The following is a 4,026-nucleotide window of genomic DNA, read 5'->3' as shown; positions in this document are numbered from 1 at the left end:
CGCTCTAGTCAACCAACTCCATCCTTACTCCCCAAAGTTCCTACTACTGATTAAGTAATAAATGCTTCCTATACATTATGTGTCTTCCGAGATGATTTAGTCTTAATTTTCATCGATGAGCTTGTGTGTTTAGTCGCTGTAGCTTCTTCACTCATTATATTTTGCTCGATTTCAGCAATAAATTACCCCCATGAACGATTACGATCGCTCCTTTGTAAATCAAATTCAATCAGGCAAAAAAAATCATCAGATTGTCGAAACTATTCTGGTGCTTAGTCACCATTTAGAACTCAATGTGATTGCTGAAGGAATAGAAACTCAAGAACAACTGGAACGGTTGCAACACCTTGGCTACAAATTCGGTCAAGGCTATCTATTCTCGAAACCTCTGAGCCACAAGACAGCAGAAGCACTTTTAGCAAGTAAAAGTTTGTATTAATTCTCGGATGATTGCGGTTGAATTAGGGTTGATATCAAAATTGATAGCTCAAAGCGAGGCATCTGGTGCAGCAGACTTTGGGTCACGCCAGTTTACAAACCACCAGATATCCTTTGCCCATGCCAAGATAGAGCGATGGCAGTTGGTACTTGCCGGAGTAAGTTTGTATATAGGCTTTGTCTATATTAATTTCTATATAAGTTCTGGGAGAATGGCCTGGCTGCCAGCACCACCCTGCACCAAAAGTGCCAGATTACTAATGGTTGACAGTAGCCGTAGATGAAACGAACTGAACATCAAGGTAGTGTCTGATATGTTCTATTTTTTTGGTTGAGAGTGCTTTCTTTCTCAAAGATGCAACAACATTCTTAGCTCTAACTAACGCCAGCCAAATATCTAGGCTGTCTGCAATTTTTGTAAGAGTTTCTTCTTGAGACGTTATCTCTTCTTCGAGGTGATTTGGGTAAAATATCCCCCCAATTAATCCCCAATCTGGGCGCTCTGCTTCTAAATCTAGACTTATGTAGCAGCTATCAATTGCTGTTATGCCGGATTTACGAGCAAGCTGTCTTACCTTTTCCTTTATCCTCAAATATTCTACTGGAATCATAATCTTTCCGTAACTTCAAATTGTCAGCATTGTGCAAAAGTATAGTCGGGCATCATCAAAAGCTAATTCATCATCAGTTAGTTTATCCATGCTTGTAAATTAAAATATTCATATTTTTAATCATTCTTCATCCTCTACTTCTACAGATAAATTCTCCAGTTCTGCCTCCAACTGCTCAATAGTTGGTAACTTTGTTTGTAACTCTTTTGGTAATGACTTAGTAAGTTGAGTTTGCCATTCAGCAATACCAATTGGTTTATTGACATCACGCAGCGCATACTCAGCAATAACATTATCCTTACTTGCACATAAAATTAAACCAATTGAAGGACTATCTACAGGAGATTTGAGCAAATCATCCACTGCCGAAAGATAAAAATTTATTTTTCCTGCATATTCAGGTTTAAATTTACCTGTTTTCAGTTCAATTACTACAAAACAATGTAATTTTATATGATAAAAAAGCAAGTCTATATAAAAATTCTCATCTCCTACTTTCAAATTATATTGTTGTCCCACAAAAGCAAACCCCACACCCAATTCTAAAAGAAATTGAGTAATGTGTTTCACAAGTTCTTTTTCTACTTCCCGTTCTTGTGCTGCTTCTCCTAAACTTAAAAAATCAAAAATATAAGGGTCTTTTAAAGTTTCAAGAGCAATGTCTGATTGAGGAGACGGTAATATAATATTAAAGTTATTGACAGCTTTTCCCTGACGCTCAAAAAGTCTATTGTTAATTTGTAGAGTTAAAATATTTCGACTCCAACCATTTTCTCTGGTTTTTTGGATGTACCATTCACGCTCCAAATTATTTTTAACTTTATCTAAAATTACACAGTTATGAAACCAAGGAATTAGTGCAGCAGCCTGCTGCACAATTTGCTCATCTGGGTAAGCTTCAGCAAAAGCCCGCATATAGTTTAGATTACGTGCTGAGAATCCCTTCATATCTGGGAAAGCTGCTTTTAAATCTCTGGCGAGACGTTCGATAACTTTTGCACCCCATCCCTGCTGCTGCTGTCTGATGATAATTTCGCGCCCGATTTGCCAATAAAGTAACACTAACTCACGGTTAACAGACAAAGCTGCTCTTACTTGGGCGTTGCGTATGCGTTCTTTTAACTCTCGTAAAAAGTCATCATAGCCATCCATTGGTGATAAGTTATCTGCCATACCCCAACCCGCGTAAATTCTCTTTAATTATTGCCTCTTGTGCTGTACAATCCGCCATCATGATTGGAATATGACGAAACTGCAATGATTATTACTATCGCATCGTTCAAAGGGGGTGTAGGAAAATCTACCACAGCAATACATCTGGCAGCTTACCTTGCTATCAAAGGTAAAACTGTACTAGCTGATGGTGATCTTAATCGCTCTGTATTGCATTGGTCAGAACGTGGTAAAAGTCCTTTCAATGTTTATGATCAAAGCGAAATAGACCAAGCCAAAGATTTTGAGCATCTTGTGATTGACACTCCCGCCCGTCCTGCCAGTAATGAGTTGAAAGCATTAGCAAATAAGAGTGATTTACTGATTATTCCCACCCATCCCAGCACTTTCGCTCTAGAAGCATTGATTGAAACTGTGGGAGAACTGAACGAATTACCGCCTGGAAGGTTTAAAGTTTTACTGACTTGTGTTCCTCCTTCCCCCAGCCGTGATGGATATAAAGCCAAAGAAAGTCTTGAAAAATTTGGCTTACCCTTGTTTAAAACTTGGATTAGAAGAATGGCTGTTTACCTGAAAGCTGAAAATTTTGGAGTTCCAGTTTATATGGTAAAAGATCCTCGTGCTTCTGATGCCTGGAGCGATTACCAGGCGGTGGGTAAGGAAATTCTCTCATGACCAATTTTGATAAAATTCTGGAAGTCGCTCAAAAACGGCAGGGGCAATCTCAACCCCTAAAGCTCCAAGATTCTACAGTTTTACTGGAACAAATCAAAGACCGTGAGCAAGATACCCGATCATTAAATCCAAAGCACGTTGAGTCTTTGGCAGAGTCAATTGCTGTTTTAGGACTAATAGAACCATTGGTTTTAGATAATAAAGCTAGATTGCTGGCTGGAGGACATCGGTTAGCGGCAATTCAACTTCTAAAGGAACAGCAGGCAGATAAATATCTTCATCAGTTCCCAGATAATCGCATTCCTATCAGGATGTTGCCATTTGATGCGGAATCAGAACCAGATTTGGCATTGCAAGTAGAAATAGCAGAGAACGAACAGCGCAGAGACTATACACCAAACGAGGTGAAAGCGATTGCCGAGCGTCTACGCACTGCTGGATTTATTGACGTAAAGGGAAGACCCAAGAAAGGACAAAAGCCTTTAATGCCTGCTCTAGCAGTTGTAGTTGGCAAAAACCTGCGTACAGTACAAAGATATTTTGAATCGAAGCAAGATACTGACAAGGATAAAAGTACGACAGGTGTCGTACTTTTAAAACAAGCGTTAACTAAGCTGAAGCAATGGCAACAAATTGAGCCGAAAACCCCGAAAGAGAAAGCTTTAGCAAAACGTCTGTCAGAATTCATGAACTTGATTGAGGATGTCTTGGGTAACGAGAAATAAACTTATGTATCTGGATTTTAGCCAAGATATCGACCAACCAAAAAGTACGACAGGTGTCGTACTTTTAAACCAAGCATTAACTAAACTGAAGCAGTAGCAACAAATTTATGCGCGAGCGCTTCGCTGTTACTGATTGAGAATGCAAAACTGCTCTCAAGTTTTGACAAGAGAGCAGCTAAAGAAGAGCGATAAATTTACATGGGGCTTCATAGATTCAATGCCCCGGTTACTGTATAGGTAGTTCGGTATTGTTGGATATACAGCTTACATGGTAGCAAGTTCCGAAAAAAATCATGTTCTTTACAGAGAATTCATGAATCGCACTTTTGTAGAAGCGGTAAACTTCATACCTCAATAGAAAATTCTACAATGATTTGTGTAGGTGCGAAGAGTCCCAATAATGA

At 39.1% G+C, this 4,026-nt stretch carries 6 protein-coding genes; 4 read left to right on the top strand and 2 right to left on the bottom strand.

Going from position 1 to position 4,026, the window contains the following annotated elements; translation table 11 throughout:
- Positions 1-190 precede the first annotated feature (190 nt).
- Positions 191-439, top strand: a complete 249-nt coding sequence (locus tag H6G97_RS47020; protein WP_190947240.1) for an EAL domain-containing protein — start codon at positions 191-193, stop codon at positions 437-439.
- A gap of 7 nt (positions 440-446) precedes the next feature.
- Complete coding sequence (locus H6G97_RS47015) at positions 447-722, top strand: hypothetical protein (protein WP_190947239.1); 276 nt, start codon at positions 447-449, stop codon at positions 720-722.
- Here H6G97_RS47015 and H6G97_RS47010 read toward each other — a convergent pair.
- A complete protein-coding gene (locus H6G97_RS47010) occupies positions 696-1,049 on the bottom strand; it encodes a hypothetical protein (protein ID WP_190947238.1) in 354 nt (117 codons plus the stop codon). The genes H6G97_RS47015 and H6G97_RS47010 overlap by 27 nt on opposite strands.
- A 120-nt stretch (positions 1,050-1,169) precedes the next feature.
- Positions 1,170-2,222 (bottom strand): PDDEXK nuclease domain-containing protein, encoded by a 1,053-nt coding sequence (locus tag H6G97_RS47005; protein WP_190947237.1) that lies wholly within the window; start codon positions 2,220-2,222, stop codon positions 1,170-1,172.
- A gap of 84 nt (positions 2,223-2,306) precedes the next feature.
- Here H6G97_RS47005 and H6G97_RS47000 point away from each other — a divergent pair, with 84 nt between their 5' ends.
- Positions 2,307-2,897: a ParA family protein gene (locus H6G97_RS47000; protein ID WP_190947236.1), complete on the top strand. Its 591-nt coding sequence runs from the start codon at positions 2,307-2,309 to the stop codon at positions 2,895-2,897.
- Entirely contained in the window at positions 2,894-3,622 is a 729-nt protein-coding gene (locus H6G97_RS46995; RefSeq protein WP_190947235.1) for a ParB N-terminal domain-containing protein, read from the top strand. The genes H6G97_RS47000 and H6G97_RS46995 overlap by 4 nt, the downstream gene beginning before the upstream one ends.
- Positions 3,623-4,026 lie beyond the last annotated feature (404 nt).

The sequence above is a fragment of the Nostoc flagelliforme FACHB-838 genome, from assembly GCF_014698065.1.
Lineage (GTDB): Bacteria > Cyanobacteriota > Cyanobacteriia > Cyanobacteriales > Nostocaceae > Nostoc > Nostoc flagelliforme_B.
Note: the sequence above shows the minus strand (reverse complement) of the source record. Positions and strands in the feature narration are given on the sequence as shown.